The following is a 20,063-nucleotide window of genomic DNA, read 5'->3' as shown; positions in this document are numbered from 1 at the left end:
TTACAGGAAAACTAAAATTTAAATTTAAGCGAGGGGTTTATTAATGGGATTATATTTAGTTGAATCTTCCTTAAAAGGAATTGTATCTACAAAAGAAGAATTGAATCAGACTACAAAGTCACTGCAGGAAAAATTGGCAGCAAACAATGCGTCTTTAATTGAACTGCAAGTATCAAAAGATTTCACTCGTGCATTTTTTATCTTTGAAGGCGAAAAACGCGCCGATTTTACTGATGTGTTAAGAGAATTTTCCATCCCGGTTCAACTTGTCAAACCAGTCCGCCTGGTTGGTAAAGACTTGGAAGAAGTAAAGAAAAGCAATGAAGTTGTCAACTACTTAGTTGAATGGAATATCCCGGAAGATATAACGATGGATCAATACCTTGCCAGAAAACAGAAAAACTCTGTGCATTATCAGGAAGTGCCGGAAGTGAAATTCTCAAGAACTTATGTATGTGAAGATATGACAAAATGCTTATGCTTTTACGATGCGCCGGATGAAGAAGCTGTAAAACGCGCCCGTAAAGCCGTTCAAACACCGATCGATTCCATTACAGAAATTTTGCCTAACGAGTAAATGTTTTGCCCAACCTTTCCAAGTAGCAAACCAATCAATGGTTTTGCTACTTTTTTTAATTTTCAGTTGTTTTTTTATACAAGGTATAATAAAATAACTTTAAACTTACTAAACTAGTCTGAATTATTTGTTTTATTATAATTTATTTTACCTTCAATGGAAAGGGTTGTAGAGGTGAAAGCCATTGACGAAAAGCTTAGCGGAAAAACCGTTGCTGGAAAGCATCATCGAACAAAAGTTGAAACCATTTGTAAAGAAAATTGATACGGAAGCCTATTACGCGAGGGATTATTTGCTGGAGCTTGGAAAAGAAGGATTTTTCCGGTCGGAAGGCAAAACGGAAACAGAATACCTTTTAAAAGAAATGAGGTTGGTGGAAGAAACGGCGAAAGTTTGTATGACTACGGCATTTTGCCTTTGGTGTCACCTTGCCGGATTGACGTATATACGGAATACAAACAATTCGACCATCAAAAACCGTTTACTGCCTTTATTTGAAAATGGGGAACTTTTGGCTGCCACAGGCTTATCCAATCCAATGAAATATTATGCCGGGCTCGAAAAATTGCATTTATGTGCTGAGGAAACGGACGGAGGCTACATTCTTTCCGGCGTTCTTCCGGCTGTTTCAAATTTGGAGGAGAGCCATTGGTTTGGCACCATCGCGAGCGTCAGTGAAAGTAAACGGGTGATGTTTCTTGTTCCATGCAATGCCAAAGGGCTAAAACTCAAAGAAAAGGCCGGTTTTTTAGGCGTAAATGGCAGCGCCACATATGCTTGTCAATTCGATCAAGTATTTATTCCAAATGAGTATGTGCTTGCGGAAAATGCCGACGAGTTTGTCGAGCTGATTCGTCCGAAATTCATTCTATACCAAATCCCATTGGGCATCGGTATCATGAAAGCTTCTACTGATTCCATTCATAAAGTGAAATCAAGACAAAATGGGTGCAATCAATTTTTGCCGACACAAGCAAGTGATATTGAAGAAACCATCCATCAAATTGAAGAGAAACTCGAGCAATTACTGAAAAAAGAGTCTCTTCACTGGAAAGAAATCGCAAAAATTCGCTTGGAAACGGCCTATTCAACATTGGAAGCCACACAAGCAAGCATGCTTCATAACGGAAGCGCCGGATATTTGCAAGGTTGCGACCCTTCCCGCCGATTGCGCGAAGCCTATTTCTTTGCAAATTTGACACCAACCATCAAACACCTGGAAAAAGTTCTTTCCAACTAATACTAAATCGTAAAAGCTGCCCGAATCATTTACATCGGACAGCTTTTTAATTGATTAAAATCAATGATGCGATCGCTAATTCGTTCCAGCAAGGAAATGTGGTGACTGATGGCCAATACTCCGATATTCCGCTCTTTTACAAGCCGAATGAGGGCATGCCATATTTGCGCCTGTGTAATGGCGTCGAACATGCTGGTAATTTCATCGGCAATAATATACCGGGTATCGGGATGAAAGGCGCGGGCAATGCAAAACCTTTGCAGCTCGCCGCCGGAGAGTTCATGGGGCCTGCGATTGAACCACTCTCTTTTTATACCAAGGATATCAATGATTTCTTTATCCAGCTCCTCCACTTCCTCGATTGTTTCCGACAGCTTCCATTTTGGGTTGATGGCTTGTTCAGGATGCTGCCAAATCAACTGCACCGGATAAACTTTTGGAAAAACACTCTTTTCTCCGTCAATAATGACTTCCCCTTCAGCAGGGGAAAGGTAGTTCGCCATGATTTTCGCAAGGGTCGTTTTTCCAGAACCGCTTTTGCCGAACATGCCGACGATTTCGCCCCGTTCCAACGCAAAATTAACGTTTCGAAACAGCCATGTTGAACGATTGTACTGGAAACTGATATTTTTGCACTTAAGCATAAAAGCACCTTACCATTTCATATTTTCCGATCTTTTGTAATTCAGGCTTTTCCGCCCTGCATTTTCTCGTCGCGATTGGACAACGATCTGCAAAGGAACAGCCTGCCAGCTCTTCTGCAGGGGAAGGCTGTGAACCTTCAATAGGAATAAACCCGTTTTGCGGCAATGCATTCCAAAGCGCCCTTGAATAAGGATGACGGAATTTCCCGCCCTTCTTCAAATGTTTTCTGTCCACAATTTCAACCGTTTCCCCCGCATAGAACACCGCAATTTTATCTGCGATTTTCATTGCCGCTTCCAAATCGTGGGTAATCATGACCACACCCCGATGATCCCTTGCCAACATTTTTAATTGGAATAACAATTCGTCAAGCGCTTCCGCATCTAATCCATTGGTTGGTTCATCCGCAATAATCAGCTTCGCTTCACTTGCCAATGCCATGGCGATAAAAATTCTGCGAATCATCCCGCCTGAACATGCGGAAGGAATTTGGTGATATATCTCCGGATCCAATCCCACCTTCCGGAATATTTCTTCCACCGTTTTTTGCTTATTTTTCTGTTTCACCAATGCTTTTACTTGCTTTCCAATTTTCATCAACGGATCCAAAGCATTGGTCATTTGCGGAATAAGCATGATGTCATTGCCGCGCAGCCGTTTTTTCCTTTTCTCGGTCAGCGGTTGATTTTCGTAATTCACCGAACCTTCAATCACAGAATTTTTTGGCTGAATCCCCAAAATGGCATCCGCCAACAAACTTTTGCCTGACCCGCTCGCCCCAACAACGGCCACCACTTCTCCATGTTGAATCTGTAAATGAAAATCCCTTATGGCATACAAACATTCACGGGCAAACCCTTTATTAAACCGTTCAATCGTTAAAGACATGTTTTTTATTTCCAGCAAAAAATGGGTTTGCACTTGCTCTATCTCTTCATTTGTTTCATGTTTCAGTTCATAAACTATGTTCATTGATTAAATCCTTTCCTCAATTCGGATTCAATAATTTTCGCAGGTTATTTCCCAACACATCAAACATGACAACCATTGAAATCAATGATAATCCGGGAAACAGCACAAGCCACCACATGCCGGTCGTCAAATATTTCATTGATTCCGATAAAATAATGCCAATGGCCGGCTGTTCAGGCGATAAGCCAAATCCTAAAAAGGTGACGGCCGATTCATGCAATATGGCATGTGGAAACAATAATATAAATCCTACAAATAATTGGGGCATCAATTGCGGTAAGAAATGCCGCCTGATGATCCACATACGGGATTTTCCTAATTTCTTAGATATTTGTACATATTCGGCCGATTTGATTTGCATCAGTTCCGCACGCAACACCCGTGTCAGCGAAGGCCAATGGGTAAGAGCGATGCCAACCACAACGCCTTTTACTCCTCCACCTAATACAAAGGCAATTAAAATCAAAGCCACAAGGTGGGGGATGCTTAAAAACAAATCGATAAGACCTGTTACAATTGCATCGAAAAATTTGTTTATAGAAGATAACAAACTGAAGATAAGGGCTATTAATGTACTGATCGTTGCCGCCAGCAAGCCGACTTGCAAACTTAAATGAAGACCTAAAAATGTGCGGTAAAACATATCCCTTCCTAACCAATCCGTTCCAAAAAGGTGTTCGACGGAAGGGCTAAGATTTTTTTCACTCATATTCGCCTCGATCTGCTCATCACCGATCAAAAACCCGCTAAAAGCAATGATCAGAAATAACAATGCGGTTACGGTTAATTTCATCAACACCCGTTTGCGGTGGACCGTATTTCCAAGTCCAATTGTAATGGAATGATTTTTCATATCGCTTCACCATTTTTCATCCGTACATCGATGAGGTAATACAACAAATCGGCCAATAAATTGCCGATAAACACAAACAACGTACTAAATACAACGATTCCCAGCAACAGGGGAACATCACTATTCATTCCTGCTTGGACGATGGCTTGTCCCAAACCCGGATAAGAAAATACTTGTTCAGCTAAAATGGCCCCTCCAAACAATTCTCCAAATGAGGCAAAGTGCACAGAAATGGCAGGGAATAACGTATTTCGCAAACCATGTCTGGCAAAAAGCCGGAAACCTTCTTCCCCCTTTGCCCGTGCGAATCGTATAAATTCGGTGTTAAAAACGTCCATCACTTTTTGCCTTGTATGAAGGGTGATATTGGAAACGCCAATGATACTTAATGTCAAAGCAGGGAGCACCATATGCTTTATTTGATCCAGCCAGGTCACTTCATCTGATAGCATCCCGATCGGGGTCCCCAAACCAATCGGAAACAAGCCGAGCCACATGGAAAAGACAATCAGCAATAATATCCCTATCCAAAAGGCCGGGGTGGAAGCGAGGATGAAACAATAAGATTTGATTGCCCGGTCCATCCAAGATCCTTCGTTCATCCCCGCAATCACACCTAATGCGTAGCCAAAAATGCCGGAGATAATCCAGGAAATGGCCATCAGCATAAAGGAGGCGAGAAACCTTTCTTGAATGATGGACAACACCTCTTGCCGGTACAATAGGGAAGTGCCTAAATCCCCATGCAAAAACATATTCAACCAATTAAGAAATTGCTGTGTTTTTGATTCATCGACACCAAAATATTCAGCAAGTTGTTCCTTTTGCTCTTCGCTGACCACCATCATCTCCGCCCCGAGATAGGATTGGATGGGATCGACAGGAGAGAAGCTGACGAGTATGAAAGAGAACAAGACAACGGCAAATAGCAATATGGCAAATTTCAATGTGCGCAATAGAATAAATTTTCCTATATTCAAGAGTTGCAATGCCCTCTACCTTCTTTCCATACTCACTCTTCCCATGTCCAATCTGCAATAAATTCCGTTATCGGCCATCCGTGTCCATGGGGTTGTATCTTCTGTTCGCCTATATTCAAATGTTCATTCACAAAATATAAGTGCTGAAGATTCACCAACCAAACCCATGGAGCATCGCCCAGCGCGGAAAAGCCCGTTTCTCCATCCCATTGGGCTTTTTTCCAATATTCATTAGCTTCCTCCGGCGTTATAGCATGAATAGCCTGGTCCATATATTGGTCGACTTTTTTGTTCGAATAATAGTTAGCATTGGAATAGCCTTGACCACGGTATTTGCTATGGTACAGGTGGTAAATTTCAATCGGGTCATGGCTTCCCCATCCCATAACGACTGGCGTTGAATGCATAACTTCCTCGATTTCGCTCCAGCTTTTGCCTTCCGTGTTGACCTCAATGCCGATTTCTTTGGCCATTTGTTTAAATGCAATGGCCAACGATTGGCGCGTTTGGTCACTGGCGGGATATACCAATGTAAAACTTGCCTTCTCTCCGTCTTTTTCAAAAATTCCATCCGCGTTTTTCCGCCATCCGGCATCCATTAAAATTTGTTCTGCCGCTTCTATATCCCCATCTTCAAAAACGGTCTCTTCATTCCACCATGGCAGTTTATCCGCTACCGAAAAAGCAGGAGTGCCAAATCCTTCAAGAACATCTTCCACTAGCTTGTCCCTGTCAATGCCGATATTCAGCGCTTTTCGAATGGCCAGATCCGATGTAACCTCATGCCCAATTTCAATTCCTTTTTCAGCATCGTATCCCGGTTTTACGAAAGGCAGCATAATCCCCCGGTTATCTACACTATCCAGGGCGATTAACTTCATTCCAGAAATGGATTCTTTCGCTAAGTTTGGCGGAACGGATACAATATCCACCTGTCCCGCTTTTGCCGCTAAAAATGCGGCATCCTGGGATAAAAAGAGGAATGTTAATTTTTTAAAAGGAGATTTTTTTCCGTAATAATAAGGATTCTCCTCGACAATTAGCTGCTGCCCTTTATCCCATTGCACTAACTTATATGGTCCAGAGCCAATTGGATTTTCCCGATAGTTTTCAGAATAGGCATGTTTCGGCACAATTCCTAGCATTGTTAATGTGTATAAAAAGGTCGATTGGGGTCTTTCTAAAACAAATTTCACTGTTTGGGCATCAAGTTTTTCAATCTTTTTTAAGTTTTGTAAGTCCACCACTGATTGGCTGTTTTTGGCCGTTTCAAAGGTAAATATCACATCCTCGATTGTCAGCGGCTCACCGTCGGAAAACTTCACATCATCGCGAATTTTTACAGTCCACTCCAATCCATCTTCACTCACGCTATAGTCCACGGCCAAATCCGGCTGCACATTGAAATTTCGGTCCAGTGTAAGCAAGGTGCTTTGAAACAATGGGGAACCGTACCGCCCCCATCCAGTCGTTGGATCAAATCCATCGGTCGGTTCTGAGCCGATTGCCAATACTAAACTATCTTTTTTCTTGTCAGTTTCTGAGTCAGAAGCTTGGAATGCGCATGCAACCAGCAGGAAACATGCGAAAATCAGCACTGATATAAGTAGGAATCGATTATTAACCTTCATAGCGCTCACCTTTTATTCAATGATTGTTGCTGAAAGAATGGCTGCTTGTCCCAAACTGATGCAGTTATCGCCCAATGGAACTTCATCATCATATAAAATTTCAATCTTTGAACCTTCCAATAAATCGAAAATGTCGGAAACCAGCAGACTATTATGGAACACCCCGCCGGACAATACGGCGTAATTCGTATCATATTCTTCACAAAGGGACTGAATCACATCCACAACCGCCTGGGCCAAACTGCGATGGAATCCCCTTGCAATCACTGATGGTGATTGGTCTTTCAGCTTTGATTGAATCATTTCTTCAAATAATGGGCGATAGTCTAATTCTTCACCCGTCCAAGGGAATGTGTAGACTTCTTCCACTTTGGATTGGCTGGCCAAATACTCCAATGCTATAGCCGCTTCCCCTTCAAAGGAGTTGTCCAAATGGAAACCTAGTAATGCCGCCACCGCATCATATAACCTGCCTACAGATGTTGTCGGAAATGTCCGAATATTTTTTTCCTTAATTTTCAGCGCTTTCGGGAACGGATCCGGAAGCTGCAGCCGCTCAAACAAGTCTTTGTCAAAATCCCCAATAAATCCAGCTAATGCTTGAAGCGGATATGTTGCTGCGGCATCTCCGCCAATTAAAGATGCTTTTCTTAAATGGCCGTGCCGCGTAAATCCTTCCTGTACGCTTCCAACAAAGATTTCACCGCCCCAAATTTCTCCATCTTCACCAAATCCAGCACCGTCAAAAACAATGCCAACAACCCGTTCGGACAGTTTATTTTTCACCGCCAATATGGAGGCAAGATGGGCTTTATGATGTTGCACAGCGACATGTTGACAGCCTTCCAATGTTTGGGCGAATTTCGTTGTAAAGTATTCCGGATGTAAATCATAACCGATAATGGTTTCGCTCAAGTCCACCCCATGGATGGCCAAATAATCCTTCACTGTCCGTTCAAACTTCAACTGTGTGCCATATTTCGTCATGTCGCCAAGATGGTGGCTCATAACGACTTTCTGGTCTTTTACCAGTGTAATGGTGCTCTTTAAATCTGCGCCGACCGTTAAAATCGGGCGGGAAGAAGGCAACGCGATATCCAGCAAGTTGTTATAGCCCCTGGATCTTCTGAAAGGCACCGCTCCGAGTTTCGTCACTTTCAATACCGTGTCGTCAACGCTCCGCTCGATTTCACGTTCACCGATCAAAGCCGCACATTGGAAATCTTCCATCAATCCCGTTAATTGGTCATCTTTATGAATCGTCGGTTCTCCGGGATAGTTGGCGCTCGTCATCACGATGTAACGCGGCGCGCCAAAGTGGAACAAAAGATGCTGCAATCCTGTATAAGGCACCATGAGGCCGATGTCTGTATTGTTCGGCGCAACGATGGAGCTCAATTCTTCATTCTTTGATTTGGCAAGCAAAATTGGACGTCTTTTCGATAGTAAAATCTCTTCTTCCTTTTCAGATAAATGAACAATTTCTTTTGCTGCCTCCAAATCTTTTACCATGATGGCAAAGGCTTTTCGTGGGCGGCCCAATTTATTTCTCATGACTTGAACCGCTTTGCCATTAAAGGCATCACATACTAAATGGTAGCCGCCATTGTTTTTCACAAGAAGGGTTTCCCCGGCATTCAACAGTTCGGCTACCCGCCGGAACATCTCTTCACCTTCAACACGTTGTCCATTTTCAAACAGATAATAGTTTGGACCGCATTGCGGACAGCAGTTTAATTCCGCATGATATCGGCGGTTCTGCGGATTTTCATATTCCTCTTTGCAGGATGGGCACATTTCCCAATCCGCCATGGTTGTATTTTGGCGTTCAAATGGGACATTTTTCATTAACGCATATCTTGGTCCGCAATTAGGGCAGCCGATATATGGATATAAATAACGTTTACTTTCCGGGTCAAACAATTCTTTTAAACAATCATCGCAAATGGCCGTATCAGGTAAAAAAGTAAAGATCGTCATCGTACGATAAGGCGTTGTCATTCAATCACTCTCTTTCCATATAATTTACAGATGATCAACAAATCCGTGGAAGGGGATCACCGACCAACATATCAATCGCCCTCGTTCCACCATAAGAAGAGCGGGAAAGGACAATATGGCGATCGCTTTCAAACACTTCCCCAATAATGGCCGCCTGTTCTCCTCCAGGGACTTGCTGTATGGCTTTTAATGCATCTTGCGCATATTCCTCTGAAACAACCGCGATAAATTGCCCTTCATTCGCGATATGCATCGGATCAAGCCCCAATATTTCACAAGCGCCGCGTACTTCCGGATGCACTTTGATGGCTTCTTCTTCAAGCATGATCGCCACTTGGGCATCCCTTGCCAATTCGTTTAATGCGGTTGCCATTCCACCACGGGTTGGATCGCGCATCCATTTTAGCCCCGGTGCTGCCGCATTAATCAGTTTGGAAACAAACGGCCAAACTGAGCGTGTGTCGGATTTGATATCCGCTTCCAGATCGAGATCTCCCCGGGCGAAAAGGATGGTGATGCCATGGTCACCAATGGGTCCGGAAAGGATGATTTTATCTCCCTTTTTGACTCTGCTTGCTGATAAATTGACTCTTGGGTCCACAAGCCCGATGCCTGCTGTCGTAATAAACAGCTTGTCCGCCTTTTGATGTTCGACCACTTTTGTATCGCCGCCGACAATGGCCACATTCGCTTTTTCCGCCGCTTCATGCATGGCTTTTATTTCCGCTTCCAATATTTCCGTTTCAAGGCCTGCTTCTATGATCAAAGTTGTAACTATGGCCAGCGGTTTCGCACCGCCCATGGCAATGTCATTGACCGTTCCGTTGATTGCCAATTCCCCGATGGATCCCCCAGGGAATCTCAAAGGATTTACGACAAAGCTGTCCGCTGTAAAGGCGATTTTTGTTTGATCCGCTTGTACATAGGCCGCATCGTTCAATTCTTTTACATTTAAATACGGCACCAGAAGCCCCTCAATTAATCTCCGGCTTGCCTTCCCGCCGGCTCCATGGGCAAGTTGAATGGTTGGTTCTCTAAAAGCGACCTTCTCTTTCAGCATGGCAACTACTCCTTCTCGACATTTTTCAAATATTGTTTTTAAGAACTCATTGTAGAATACAGGTGGTTATAATAAGTTGCACACGCCCCTTCAGAAGAAACCATGAGAGCGCCGACAGGATTGTCAGGAGTGCACACTTTTCCGAACAATTTGCATTGATTCGGCTTCAGCATTCCCTTCAATATTTCCCCGCATTGGGCATCTTTGTTTTCTTCAATGTGGATTTTTTCGACATTGAAATGAACTTCCGCATCCCATTTGGCGAATTCCGGTTTCAGCTTCAATGCGGAATTTTGGATTGCCCCTAATCCGCGCCATTCAAATGCAGGGCGATCTTCAAACACTTGATCGATGATTTCTAATGCGGAAACATTTCCCTCTTCCATTACAACCCGTTTATACTGGATTTCCACTTTGGATTCTCCGCTTTTCAGCTGTTTGATCAGCATCAAAATGGACTGCAAAATATCCAATGGTTCAAAACCTGAAATCACGACCGGCTTTTTATATTCCTTGGCAATGATTTCATAAGGATGGGCACCGATGATAACCGATGCATGCCCCGGCCCGATGAATCCGTCAATTCTCATATTCGGCTGGTCCAAAATGGATTTTAAAACCGGTATGATTTTTACATGATTGGAATAGACGAAAAAGTTGTCGATATCCAATTCTTTCGCTTTTAGAACCGTGATGGCTGTGGAAGGGGCCGTCGTTTCAAAACCGATGGCAAATAATATCACTTTTTTATCCGGATTTTTGATCGCAATGTTTAATGCATCCAAGGGTGAATAAATCATCCGTACATCCGTCCCCATCGCTTTATGGTTTAATGGGGAACCTTTTTTTCCTGGAACGCGCATCACATCCCCAAACGCTGTAAAAATCACTTCGGAATTTTTGGATGCAATCTCCAATCCTTCATCGACACGCCCTGGGGGAAGAACACATACGGGACATCCTGGCCCGTGAATAAATTCAATATTTTTTGGCAACAGTTCTTGAAGGCCGAAATGGAAAATCGAATACGTATGCCCTCCGCATGCCTCCATTATTCGAAAATGGTCATCCGGCTCAACGATACGCTCAATTTCTTCCAAAGTTTTCTTAATCAAATCAGGATTACGAAATTCATCAATATAACGCATCTTCATTTAAATCCCCCCAAAAAATATCAGAAAAATTTAGTACCACTTATTCAAACTGATACCCTCTCACTTCCTCCATCGCTTCCTTGTCTTCTCCTATTTCCTGCAATAGTTGTAATTGCTCTTTCGCCTGCTCTTCGCTGATTTTATTCATTGCGAATCCGACGTGAATCAACACCCAATCGTTTTCATTCACATTTTCATGTTTGATCAAACTGATGTTCACTTTGCGTTTCACACCGGAAACATCAATCATCGCATATTGATTTTGATCATCCAGCAACTCGACAATTTTTCCTGGAATCGCCAAGCACATTTTTATCCCCCCAACATTTCGTTAATTCCCGGTCCTGATCCACACTTGCTTATTTTCAATTCGCACAGGAAACGGCTCCAATTGGATATGCGGGACAGTAACGCATTCCCCATTTGTCAAATCAAAGCGAAGTGTATTGTCATGTCCGATTAAAACCATATGATCTTCCTGTTCCACCGTCTCCTGTGTAAATGGTATTCCCCGATGTGGACAGCGGTTCCGATAGGCCATGATCTTGTTGTCTATGATGATTAACAGCACGTCCACTTCATCGATGGTGAGGTAGTATGGCTTGTTTTCTTCCAATTCGTCGACATTCGGGCCTTCTCTCCACCCCGAATTCATTAAATCCCCTTCATCGACGTTCCGTTTGTAAGGCATATACCCTGGAGATAAATCGTTGACCATCTCGACTCTTTCGACTTCCGGAACCCGTGCTTTGATGGCTTCTTCAACGCCGTTTTTCAATGTCACTGCCGATAAAGAGCAGCCTGAACAAGCCCCTTGCATCCGCACATAGACCACATTGCCATCGATTTTTTCCAATTCAATATCCCCGCCATGGGAATTTAAATAAGGCCGAATCTCTTCCATGACCGCAGCGACTTTTGTATACAGGTTTTGCTTTATGATTCCATGCAATAAAAGCATCGCATAGACAGAAGGATCCTCTATGGCCTCCAACATCAACTGTTTTCCTTCATCCGTTGAGCGGACAATTTTTACAAGCTTTCTAAGGGCATCTTCATGAAACGCTTCAATGGCTTTCTTTAACTCCATGATTTTTTTCAATTGGTAGTCAGTAAAATCCATTTCCCGTATCTCTCTTAACACTTGATCAATCCGCTCTGTCAATTGTTCCACACTTTTTGATTGTGTGCCCAATCGGCTTCACCCCTCAAAAGCTGCATGCTGTTCAAGCACTTCTTCAGCTTTTTGTTTTAACAGCTCTTCAAATACTCCCTTTGCCATTTTTTCTACAATCGCTTCCACCGTTACTTCTTGTTGCAGAACTTGTTCCGGATCATAACGCCGTTTTGAGAGCGCTTGTAGAATAAAACATGAACCTGCAGGATTATCGAGCAAAAATTCTTCAAAAAAAGCATCAACGAATTTATCCAGCCATACCCCATTGCCATAAGGATCCGTGCGCAAAAGGTGTAACGCATTTTCCACCCCTTCCGAACGTTGGACGGCCCGCTCTACAAACCGCTCTGTGGCAATTTGCAACAGCGTATTGAAATATTGCTTTTCGTAATCGTTCACCGGTTTCCCTCCACTACTTTTTGGAAAGTTCTTCCTGTTTCAACTTGATTTCCTGTAACAAGTCCTCTACCACTTTTGCCGATTCACGATCGCCCAGTTCTTCAAAGATTTGTTTCGCTTCAGTCAATTTTGGCACCGCACTGGAGAATGCGCCTAGATGAGAGAGGGCTGTACCTTGATTCGCAACGAGCCGCGCATAGCCATGAGGATCTGTTTCCTTTTTACGCACCTTCAGTACATCTTCATAAAGGGCGACAGCTTCCCACAAGTTGTCTTCAATATGGGAAGACTTTGCATATTGCAGGGCATTGGCCAAATTGATCGTTGCACTGCACCATAAGTCGGTATGGTTTTCTTTATCCAAATAACGCAATGCTTCCCTGAGCGATTGAATGGCCATCGCATTTTTCAAGTGGTAGTTATGGGCATTGGGCGGCATGGCTATATAAGACAACGCCAAATTCATATGGATCATGGCATAGTTTTCAGGATACGTTTCTTTCCGATATGTTTTCAAAGCCGTGTTGTAACATTTGATGGCCTCTAAATAATAGGTTTTATTGCCGCTGTCCGCTATTTCCTGGTAGGCTGTCCCCATCTGGAAGGTCAGCTCTGCCCGCATAACGTCAAAGGGTGAACGTTCGATCAGCGATAAAGCGGTTTTATATAATTCAACCAATTGATTGTCGACCATTCCCAATGATTGTTTCGTTGCGGCGACTTCACTTAAGAGCCGCGCCGAAAAGATGGGCGAAATTTCATTGACAATTTGAGCGGCTTCTTCCAGCAATTGAATCCCTTTCGTCCAGCTGTTATTCTGAAACGCTTCATAAGCATGTGTAGCCATAATGAATGCCCGGATCTCGTCAGCCGTATCTTCGTCATATCGGGGAGGTTCCTGCTTCATATTCAAACGCCAGGCTACCGCATCCAATAGCAGTCTCAAGTCTCCGCCCAACATGGATTTCGCTTTTTCATAATGGGATTTTTCAGGATATAAAATGAATCGATTAAAGTGGCCTTCTTTGGTGTCAGGCAACAACTCATCAACCCGTTCCACAGGTTCCCCCTGAATGGCGGCTAAAAAAAATTGCCATTCTTTTGGACAAGGTTCAGGAATAAAACCTTGCAATAAAGAAGGCATGATGGTGTCCGCATTTTTGATCGGCGGCAATAAAAAGAATCCGGCTGTACCTGGAAATACTCCAATTGGCTGACGTTTCAACATGTTCATCTCCCCCCTAAAATCAATTACCCTCTGAAACGGCTACAAAACTTCTCATTGGTTTAAATATAGTGGAATCCGAAGTGCCAATGCCTCTTCATCCCATTGGACATCTCTTGGTCCAAAGTCCACATCATCCGGCAAAAATTCAGATATGAAAACGGAACGATCCCCTCTGGCATTGCGGTATTTTAAAATCAATCCTCCGGCTCCTACATAATTCACCGGCATGATGAGCAAATCTTGTCCTTGCAGAATGGCAATGATCGCGCCAGTAGGGAAATAGTGTTGAGCGATTTCCGCGGGAATTTGCAAATAGCCTGTTTCAGTTATTTGACACTTCAATTTCTTCACCTGATACTTTTTTGATTATTTTTTTCGCCAACTTCATCACGCTTTCTTCCACTTCCGGTGTAAGCCCCGTACCGTATGATAAATCTTGGGCTTCAACCAAATAGACCGTTACTTTTTTTGGAAACTCATTTTTCAATAACCATCGCCCCATGGCAATGGCGTGATCCCAATGGAAATCATGCATATTGATGTTTTCTAACGGAATGGCTTCCACTTCTTCCCCCGGGATTTCAAAGACCGTCCCCGGTTCCGCTCCCGTCGTGCAAGCATCAATAATGATCAATTCTTCAGCTTTTCCGATTTGAAATACGACATCCATTCCTGCCGTTCCGCCATCCGCCAAACGCACATTTGAAGGAACGCCTAAATCCCATAACTTTCGTATCAAAATAGGGCCGGCACCATCATCTTTCCGGATCAAATTCCCACAGCCAATAATTGTGATCATGTTGTCCTCCATCTATAAAACTTTTATGAATAAATTAGAGGGCTTTATGATAAAATTGCCCTCTAATTATTTTTCTTCTAATAGATTTTAAGTTTCTTTGAAATTGTCCATTTCTGTGTAATCAGAAGTTTGTCACCCGATATTTGGCCAATTGCTTGTTTGTTTTGCCGTCATATGCATGAACTGTACATACGAGACAGGAGTCGTAACTTTGCGCAATATGTGCCAATTCCACCGGATCTTCCGGATTTTTGATTGGCGTACCGATCAGTGCTGTTTCAATCGGACCTCTTTGGCCAAAGCGGTCACGTGGTCCAATATTCCATGCAGTTGGTGTAATGATTTGGTACTTTTCAATTTTTCCGTCTTTCACTTGGATCCAATCCGCCAAGAATCCCCGGGCTGCTTCCGTAGCTCCGAAACCGCGTCCTTCAATCAATTCGCCAGGATTCACATAGAATTTTTCATTCAAGTCAATTTGTTTTAACCAATTTTGCACATAACGGATATATTTTGGCGCTTCATGGAATCGTGCCAACACGCGAACCATAGCGCTCGGTCCAATTTCTTTTACAATGTTGGAAATCAACGGATCATAATCTTGCCAATCTTCCGCACCTTCTCGTCCTGCAATCATTTGGCGGGCAAGCGGTCCGACCTCCAGCGGTGTTTCGCCGCTATCCAATAAATAGCGCGGAGCTTTTGCGAATGTATATTTTCCTTGTTTTACCCCTTCTTCAGGATCAAGCGGATTTGTAAATCCTTCAAACGGATGATATGAACCTGTTCCTTCATAGAAGGAATGCGTATGGTCTTCCCGGATACGGGCTTGGTCAAAATCATGGTAGTTCTCGCCGTCATATACGCCTGAACGGGCGATCAACGCACCGTTTCTCGAGTCGATTGTAGGGTGAGTATATTTCTCAGGATTTGGGAAACTTCCTGCAGCCAAGTACTTGCCAGGACCAGCCCCATATTTGTCCAATCCAATATCCATACTGTATCGGATAAATAATCCCAAATCCGATTCATAGTGCTCTTCTTTTTCTTCCAACCATTCAAGCACATCGGACCATGTTTTGTTCTCGAGCCATCTTTCCATTGAACAGCCGAGTAAAATATCCTCCAGCCAGTTTTTCCGGAAATGTTCCATAATGGATATCGAACGGGTAACGTCCGAGAGGGTTGGCGCACACATGACGCCGCCTGGAATCATGAAACTTGAGTGCGGCCATTGTCCGCCAAAAATCGCATAGATTTCCACCGGTTTGGCGGAAAGCGTTACGCCTTTTTCATAGTTCACACCGACAAATGGCGCCCATCTTCTATTCACTTCTTCATATAAAGGCGATGATTGATAGTTTTTATGTGTCAGCCCTATGGCAAATAGCGCATAGAACCAACGAGGGATACTTTGAATCGTTTCCACCGCTTGCGCGATATTTCTCACCAAAGTGGCATTTGGCGGCACTTCAGTGTGAAACGCGGTATCGAGTGCATAGGCGGACTTTGTTAAGTGGCTGCCACCACAAATACCGCAGATCCTTGGGGTCATGATGAGACCCGCTTGCGGATCTTTGCCAACCAATATTTTTTCAAATCCCCGGAACATCGTCGCTTCCGTCCAGGCATCAACTACTACACCATTTTCAATCGTAACTTTGACATCTAAATCCCCTTCTACACGTCCTAAAGAAGGGACTTTAATCGTTTGCTGTGCCAAATTCTCCCCTCCTTAATTCTTTCAAAAATTTCCAATTATCATGGTACAAACAGATCTTCTTTTGCCCATTTAGGAGCCACTGTACGAGCTACGGCAGCATGTGCTGAGTAGCTTAATGAATCCATGCCTGTTGGCACTTCTTTCGGAATAGTTCCCAAGATTTTTTGCGTTTTGAATACTGTTCCTGGTGCCAAGTCAAAGAATGGGAATTGTGGTTCTGTACATCCGATACATGGCATACCTGCTCTTGTTTTGGAAGATTGACGGTTCCATAAAATACGGTTGCAGGATGAACGGGTCATCGGTCCGCGGCAGCCTTGCTCATAGAATAGGCAGCCTTTTCTCGTTCCTTGTCCAAACTCTTCCACCGGTTCTTTATATTCATAATATTGAACGCGTGTACAACCTGTTTGAGTGAATGTTTTAAAGAACGTTTCAGGGCGGTGATATTCATCCAATGTAATATCTGAAGTTCTGCCTGTCGCAATGGCTACAAGGATTTGCGTCACCCAGTCCGGATGGGCAGGGCACCCTGGAATGTTGATCACCGGTAAACCGGCTTGTGAGCGGAATTCCGTTGATAAAAATCCGCCAGGTTTATCCTTGAAGAATTGCAATCCTGTTGATTCGGATGGATTCGGACTTGTTGCAGGAATTCCACCCCAACATGCACAATCCCCGATAGCCACAACAAATTTTGCTTTATGGGCCAAATCATAAATCCAATCTTTTTTAGGACGTTCAAACAATGTATCGAAGCGCCCCGTTCCATTCGGGCCTTGAATGACTGTTCCTTCGACAACCAAGATGTCCAATTCGGTACGGTCTTCAAGGATGTCGTCCAAAATCCCTTTCACTTGATAGCCGAATTCCATGGAGACCGAATGGTGGTAAAGAATATTAATTCCAAAATCCGTCACTAAATCAATCACGGTAGGTTCATCTGCATTCAGAAACGATTGAGTATTTCCATTGCAGGCTCCACCATGAATCCAAAACACATTTACCATTTACCTCTCACACCTCCAAAATCGCGTATATTTTTATTACTAACAAACCCATTAAAACGCTTTCATTTTTTCTTCTATTAAGAAATCAATCCATTCATCAATCCCCATATCTTTTTTTGCTGATACTTCAAAAACTTTCATATTAGGTCTTGAATGAAAGATTGCTTGGTAAAACATCTCTTTGTCAAAATCCACCGCTTCCGCCAAATCCATTTTTGTAATGATGGCTACATCTGCGCTGTTGACGATGGTCGGATATTTTTCCGGTTTATCTTCCCCTTCCGTTGTTGAAAATAAGACAACCCGCATATTTTCGCCCAGATCATAGCTGGAAGGGCAAACTAAATTACCGACATTTTCGATGAATAAAAAATCCAGCTCATTTAAATTCCAATGTCGGAGCGAATCTTCTATCATTTGGGCTTCAAGATGACAAACCGTCCCAGTTGTGATTTGTTTCACCATTGCTCCGCTCTGTTCCAGCCGGTGTGCATCGTTTTCTGTTGCCAAATCGCCTACCAGTGCCGCTACGCTATATTTTTGGCTGAGGCGCCTCAGCACTTCCGTAAGCAATGTTGTTTTTCCGGAGCCGGGGCTGGAAACAATGTTCACCACGTATACTTCGTGGTCATGAAAACGCTTTCTTAAATCTCTGGCCAGGATGTCATTTTTCTTCAAAACATTCTCTCTTATTTTGACGATACGTGGCTGTTCAATTGCTTGGCTCAATATTAACCCCCACCTATTAGTTCATATAATTCAATTTCTTTCCCTTCTAAAATCTGATCAGTGCCTGAGTTGCATTCCGGGCATTTGATTGGAACCGGATTTTGCAACACATACTCTTTTTCACATTGCGGGCAAAAAATTTTTAACGGAATTTCTTCGATTATCAAGCGTGCTCCTTCGAGCATTGTTCCTTCTGTTGCAATGTCAAAGGAAAATTCCAACGCTTCCTTTACAACACCAGAAAATACTCCCAACCTTAATCTAAGTGCATCCACCTTGTTCAAATTATTTTGTTCCGCAGTTTCTGCCGCCAATTGGACCAGGCTGAATGCAATAGACAGTTCATGCATTTTTAAGCTCCTTTGAAAGTACTTTTGCGAAATTCAAAACAAATTGAATGGCAGGCTGAATTTCCGGGTTTGTCAGTTCTTTCATCAATCCAAAAATGCCGGAGCTGCCTGAACCTTTGTAATCCTTTTGCGAAGCAGCTTCTGACGCAGAGTCGCATAAATTGCTTAAAAACTTGAGTGTTCTTTCATTCAAGAATGTTTCTTCAATTTTCTTGAATTCTTCGGAGTTGATTAAATTTTGGAAACGCGTTAATGTTTCGATGCTTTTTTGCATATTGCTGATGAAGTTGTTCCTTGGCAATTCTTCCCGCAAAGCCACAACCATTCTGTTGACGGAATCCGCCATTTCTGGACTGCGTGAAATAAACTGCTCAATGGCTGCAAACAGTACGTTGAATTTCTCCAAATTATCAAGCAAGGTGATCAATTGGGAAATTGTTCCCGGCTCTGTCAACTTGTTCATTAAGACTGCTTCACTATTAATGCTAACCACATTGTTTTGGCTGCTCAATTTTACACCTCCTTTTGCCGGAATTGTGAATCTATGAAAATAATATTATAGTGAAAACATAAATTACCCTGAAATAATATAAGATTTGCGTATTGAAAGGGAAGTAAACATTATATTAGAATAAATAATTATCCGAATCTTCTGATAATTTAATGTAACTAATTAATATCATAATTTTCACAGTTTTGTCAAACACATTTTCCATAACATTTCCTGAGTTCTTTATTGATCCGTCGCCGAAACCACCTGATTTCTTACACTTACAATATATAAAGGAAGTCTTTTTTTCATGAATACAAATCGTTCCTTTTATCAGGCATTTTTTCCGTCTTCGCCAATTTTTTTATCATTTTTTTGGAAATAGAATATTTTTGACGAAAAATTATTAATCAGTAAGATAAAATGGCTACCCTATAAATGCTTTGCATTTTAACGAAACAGGAAAAAAGACTTTCAATCAACGAGAGCATGATTTGTTACGAATGGAATGGATGTAATGGGAATGAATTCTCTTGTCCCGTTTTCAGTGCAGACCAATCGGCCACATAACAAATGAAAATTTTTCCTACCTATAGAATTTGCATTGATTGATCCATTCCAAAAAAATAATCCCCTGCCGCTTAATGTATGCGCGGCAGGGGATTTTATTTAATTTCACAGATTCTGGTGAGCAAGTAATCGAAAGCATAAAAATGGCCCTCTTCTTGATAAAAGAAGGGGCCATAAACGTATCGATAAAATTAACGTTTTGAGAATTGTGGTGCGCGACGAGCGCCTTTGAGACCGTATTTTTTACGTTCTTTTATTCGCAAATTTTACTACTTTATATAAACTTACACAGGACCTTGATATATCAATTTTTTATAGTTTTGTAGAATAAATCATAATTTTTATATTTTAATATGAGAGTTTTGCAAAATTAGATTTTTATTAAAAAGAGTTTTAAAAGAAACCCAAATAAATTGGGGTATTTTGTATCTTTGGTTTACAAATATTCTGTTTGTCCTTTTTTGGGCGTACTTGC

The 20,063-nt window shown here is 42.5% G+C and carries 21 protein-coding genes and 1 pseudogene; 2 read left to right on the top strand and 20 right to left on the bottom strand.

The features are described 5' to 3' along the window. Window positions 1–43 precede the first annotated feature (43 nt). Both ACFPOH_RS14600 and ACFPOH_RS14595 read left to right on the top strand, forming a co-directional pair. Complete coding sequence (locus ACFPOH_RS14600) at window positions 44–577, top strand: DUF4242 domain-containing protein (RefSeq protein ID WP_390261749.1); 534 nt, start codon at window positions 44–46, stop codon at window positions 575–577. Window positions 578–761: 184 nt separating this feature from the next. Beyond that, window positions 762–1,817: an acyl-CoA dehydrogenase family protein gene (locus ACFPOH_RS14595; RefSeq protein WP_390310380.1), complete on the top strand. Its 1,056-nt coding sequence runs from the start codon at window positions 762–764 to the stop codon at window positions 1,815–1,817. A 29-nt stretch (window positions 1,818–1,846) separates the two neighbouring features. Here the strand turns inward: ACFPOH_RS14595 and ACFPOH_RS14590 are convergent, their stop codons facing one another. From ACFPOH_RS14590 to rpsI, 20 genes and pseudogenes are all read right to left on the bottom strand, one after another. Beyond that, window positions 1,847–2,461, bottom strand: coding sequence for an ABC transporter ATP-binding protein (locus ACFPOH_RS14590; protein ID WP_340434935.1), 615 nt, complete (start codon window positions 2,459–2,461; stop codon window positions 1,847–1,849). Beyond that, entirely contained in the window at window positions 2,454–3,434 is a 981-nt protein-coding gene (locus ACFPOH_RS14585) for an ABC transporter ATP-binding protein (protein WP_390310378.1), read from the bottom strand. The genes ACFPOH_RS14590 and ACFPOH_RS14585 overlap by 8 nt, the downstream gene beginning before the upstream one ends. A gap of 16 nt (window positions 3,435–3,450) precedes the next feature. After that, the gene (locus ACFPOH_RS14580; RefSeq protein WP_390310376.1) at window positions 3,451–4,287 is read right to left on the bottom strand and encodes an ABC transporter permease; all 837 of its coding nucleotides are present in this window, start codon (window positions 4,285–4,287) and stop codon (window positions 3,451–3,453) included. After that, complete coding sequence (locus ACFPOH_RS14575; protein ID WP_342470914.1) at window positions 4,284–5,276, bottom strand: ABC transporter permease; 993 nt, start codon at window positions 5,274–5,276, stop codon at window positions 4,284–4,286. The genes ACFPOH_RS14580 and ACFPOH_RS14575 overlap by 4 nt, the downstream gene beginning before the upstream one ends. Before the next feature lie 23 nt (window positions 5,277–5,299). Then, window positions 5,300–6,898 (bottom strand): ABC transporter substrate-binding protein, encoded by a 1,599-nt coding sequence (locus ACFPOH_RS14570; RefSeq protein WP_390310374.1) that lies wholly within the window; start codon window positions 6,896–6,898, stop codon window positions 5,300–5,302. Window positions 6,899–6,910: 12 nt separating this feature from the next. After that, the gene (gene hypF, locus ACFPOH_RS14565) at window positions 6,911–8,899 is read right to left on the bottom strand and encodes a carbamoyltransferase HypF (protein ID WP_390310372.1); all 1,989 of its coding nucleotides are present in this window, start codon (window positions 8,897–8,899) and stop codon (window positions 6,911–6,913) included. 34 nt (window positions 8,900–8,933) lie between these two features. Continuing rightward, window positions 8,934–9,959, bottom strand: a complete 1,026-nt coding sequence (gene hypE / locus ACFPOH_RS14560) for a hydrogenase expression/formation protein HypE (RefSeq protein ID WP_340434947.1) — start codon at window positions 9,957–9,959, stop codon at window positions 8,934–8,936. Between the two features lie 38 nt (window positions 9,960–9,997). Then, window positions 9,998–11,113: a hydrogenase formation protein HypD gene (gene hypD / locus ACFPOH_RS14555; RefSeq protein WP_340434949.1), complete on the bottom strand. Its 1,116-nt coding sequence runs from the start codon at window positions 11,111–11,113 to the stop codon at window positions 9,998–10,000. Window positions 11,114–11,153: 40 nt separating this feature from the next. Next, window positions 11,154–11,423, bottom strand: a complete 270-nt coding sequence (locus ACFPOH_RS14550; protein ID WP_340434951.1) for a HypC/HybG/HupF family hydrogenase formation chaperone — start codon at window positions 11,421–11,423, stop codon at window positions 11,154–11,156. A 21-nt stretch (window positions 11,424–11,444) separates the two neighbouring features. Continuing rightward, window positions 11,445–12,308 carry a NifU family protein gene (locus ACFPOH_RS14545; protein WP_342470911.1) on the bottom strand — a complete coding sequence of 288 codons (864 nt, stop codon included), beginning with the start codon at window positions 12,306–12,308 and terminating at the stop codon, window positions 11,445–11,447. Window positions 12,309–12,314: 6 nt separating this feature from the next. Then, on the bottom strand, window positions 12,315–12,689 hold the full coding sequence (locus ACFPOH_RS14540; protein ID WP_390310368.1) for a hypothetical protein: 375 nt from the start codon (window positions 12,687–12,689) through the stop codon (window positions 12,315–12,317). Window positions 12,690–12,702: 13 nt separating this feature from the next. Continuing rightward, on the bottom strand, window positions 12,703–13,917 hold the full coding sequence (locus ACFPOH_RS14535; protein WP_390310366.1) for a tetratricopeptide repeat protein: 1,215 nt from the start codon (window positions 13,915–13,917) through the stop codon (window positions 12,703–12,705). A 51-nt stretch (window positions 13,918–13,968) separates the two neighbouring features. Further along, window positions 13,969–14,259: a hydrogenase maturation protease gene (locus tag ACFPOH_RS14530; RefSeq protein ID WP_340434958.1), complete on the bottom strand. Its 291-nt coding sequence runs from the start codon at window positions 14,257–14,259 to the stop codon at window positions 13,969–13,971. Next, a complete protein-coding gene (locus tag ACFPOH_RS14525) occupies window positions 14,240–14,716 on the bottom strand; it encodes a hydrogenase maturation protease (protein ID WP_390310364.1) in 477 nt (158 codons plus the stop codon). The genes ACFPOH_RS14530 and ACFPOH_RS14525 overlap by 20 nt, the downstream gene beginning before the upstream one ends. Window positions 14,717–14,837: 121 nt before the next feature. After that, on the bottom strand, window positions 14,838–16,439 hold the full coding sequence (locus ACFPOH_RS14520) for a nickel-dependent hydrogenase large subunit (protein ID WP_340434963.1): 1,602 nt from the start codon (window positions 16,437–16,439) through the stop codon (window positions 14,838–14,840). 38 nt (window positions 16,440–16,477) lie between these two features. Further along, entirely contained in the window at window positions 16,478–17,449 is a 972-nt protein-coding gene (locus tag ACFPOH_RS14515; protein ID WP_340434965.1) for a hydrogenase small subunit, read from the bottom strand. 51 nt (window positions 17,450–17,500) lie between these two features. Beyond that, a complete protein-coding gene (hypB, locus tag ACFPOH_RS14510; RefSeq protein ID WP_390310362.1) occupies window positions 17,501–18,178 on the bottom strand; it encodes a hydrogenase nickel incorporation protein HypB in 678 nt (225 codons plus the stop codon). A gap of 2 nt (window positions 18,179–18,180) precedes the next feature. Further along, on the bottom strand, window positions 18,181–18,528 hold the full coding sequence (hypA, locus tag ACFPOH_RS14505) for a hydrogenase maturation nickel metallochaperone HypA (RefSeq protein WP_342470908.1): 348 nt from the start codon (window positions 18,526–18,528) through the stop codon (window positions 18,181–18,183). Then, window positions 18,521–19,039, bottom strand: coding sequence for a DUF1641 domain-containing protein (locus tag ACFPOH_RS14500; RefSeq protein WP_340434971.1), 519 nt, complete (start codon window positions 19,037–19,039; stop codon window positions 18,521–18,523). Before ACFPOH_RS14500 ends, hypA begins: the two co-directional genes overlap by 8 nt. A gap of 740 nt (window positions 19,040–19,779) precedes the next feature. Then, window positions 19,780–19,848, bottom strand: a pseudogene (gene rpsI / locus ACFPOH_RS14495) (30S ribosomal protein S9); the annotation flags it as partial. Window positions 19,849–20,063 lie beyond the last annotated feature (215 nt).

It is taken from the genome of Ureibacillus suwonensis (assembly GCF_042655065.1).
Taxonomy (GTDB): Bacteria; Bacillota; Bacilli; order Bacillales_A; family Planococcaceae; genus Ureibacillus; species Ureibacillus suwonensis.
This window is presented reverse-complemented; position numbering and strand designations above follow the sequence as displayed.